The organism is Paraburkholderia sp. CI2, assembly GCF_014201055.1.
In the GTDB taxonomy this organism is placed as follows: domain Bacteria; phylum Pseudomonadota; class Gammaproteobacteria; order Burkholderiales; family Burkholderiaceae; genus Paraburkholderia; species Paraburkholderia tuberum.
This window is the reverse complement of the sequence record NZ_JACHDL010000070.1, coordinates 1-1101: the sequence shown is the minus strand read 5'-3', so window position 1 is coordinate 1101 and position 1101 is coordinate 1. Positions and strand designations below refer to the sequence as shown.

1 protein-coding gene is annotated in these 1101 nt (G+C 60.5%); it reads right to left on the bottom strand.

Features of this window, described 5'->3' with window-relative positions:
* Window positions 1-34: 34 nt before the first annotated feature.
* Window positions 35-1051, bottom strand: a complete 1017-nt coding sequence (locus tag HDG32_RS35935; protein ID WP_184074582.1) for an IS30 family transposase — start codon at window positions 1049-1051, stop codon at window positions 35-37.
* Between the last annotated feature and the right edge of the window lie 50 nt (window positions 1052-1101).

Genomic DNA, 1101 nt, shown 5'->3' with positions numbered 1-1101 from the left:
CGGGCGGTTTCAAAGGTGAAGCGCAACACAGGGCTTAATGAACGGAAGTATCAGGTCGGGAGGCAAGTTCAAGCATGCTGGCGAAGACTTCGAACGGCGAGTGGAATGCATGTGTGGCACGAGGCCGGCTGTTAAGGCTATCGGCGATGGCGTCGAGGTCATCCTGACTGTAGACCGAAAGGTCAGTGCCCTTGGGCAGATACTGGCGCAGCAGGCCGTTGGTGTTCTCGCAGGTGCCACGCTGCCAAGGGCTGTGAGGGTCGCAGAAGTAGACCTTCACGCCGGTAGCGGCGGAAAGTTCCTGGTGGCGCGACATTTCCTTGCCCTGGTCGTACGTGAAGCTTTGTCGGAGTGGTGCGGCGATGGAGTTCAGTTTGGCAGAGAAGCCTGCGAGCGCGGAAGCGGCGGTTGCATCGTCCATGCGGGCGAGCAGTACCAGGCGGCTGGTGCGTTCGACCAGCACGCCAACGGAAGATGCATTGTTCGCACCCTTGATGAAATCGCCTTCCCAATGGCCAGGCATCACTCGGTCATCGACTTCGGGCGGACGCACGTGGATGCTCACCATGTCGGGGATCTGGCCGCGCCGGTCCGTGCCTCTGCTTCGTGGCATGCGGTCTGTGCGATGGTGGCGCAGGCAGGCAACAAGCTGGCGACGCAGTTCCCCGTACGGTCGGGCATAGATAGCCGTATAGATCGTCTCGTGCGAGACCTGCTGGGTCGAATCGTTCGGGTACATGCGCCTGAGCGTACCTGATATCTGCTGGGGTGACCATTTCCAGTCCAGCAGCGTGAGTACGATGCGCCACGTAACGCCCTGTGGGTCGAGCTTGGCGGGAGGTCGTCCAGCGATGCGTCGTGCGACGCTCAACGCCTGAGCCGGTACGGACGCGTAGCTGTCAAACCTGCAGTTGCGGGCCAGTTCACGGCTCACGGTTGCGGGAGAGCGCCCAAGCATGCGGGCCATGGCCCGCATGCTTGAACCCTGCTGATGCATGCTGGCAATCGTCAGCCGCTCCTCAGGTTGTAGCTGTTGATATTGTTTTTCCATGGCAACACCTTATACGAGTCAGGGTGTTGCACTTCAGATTTGAGAACGCG

What these genes read in the sequence shown, in the direction of transcription:
- HDG32_RS35935 (WP_184074582.1), bottom strand. Translation starts at nt 1,051, where the DNA reads ATGGAAAAACAATATCAACAGCTACAACCTGAGGAGCGGCTGACGATT.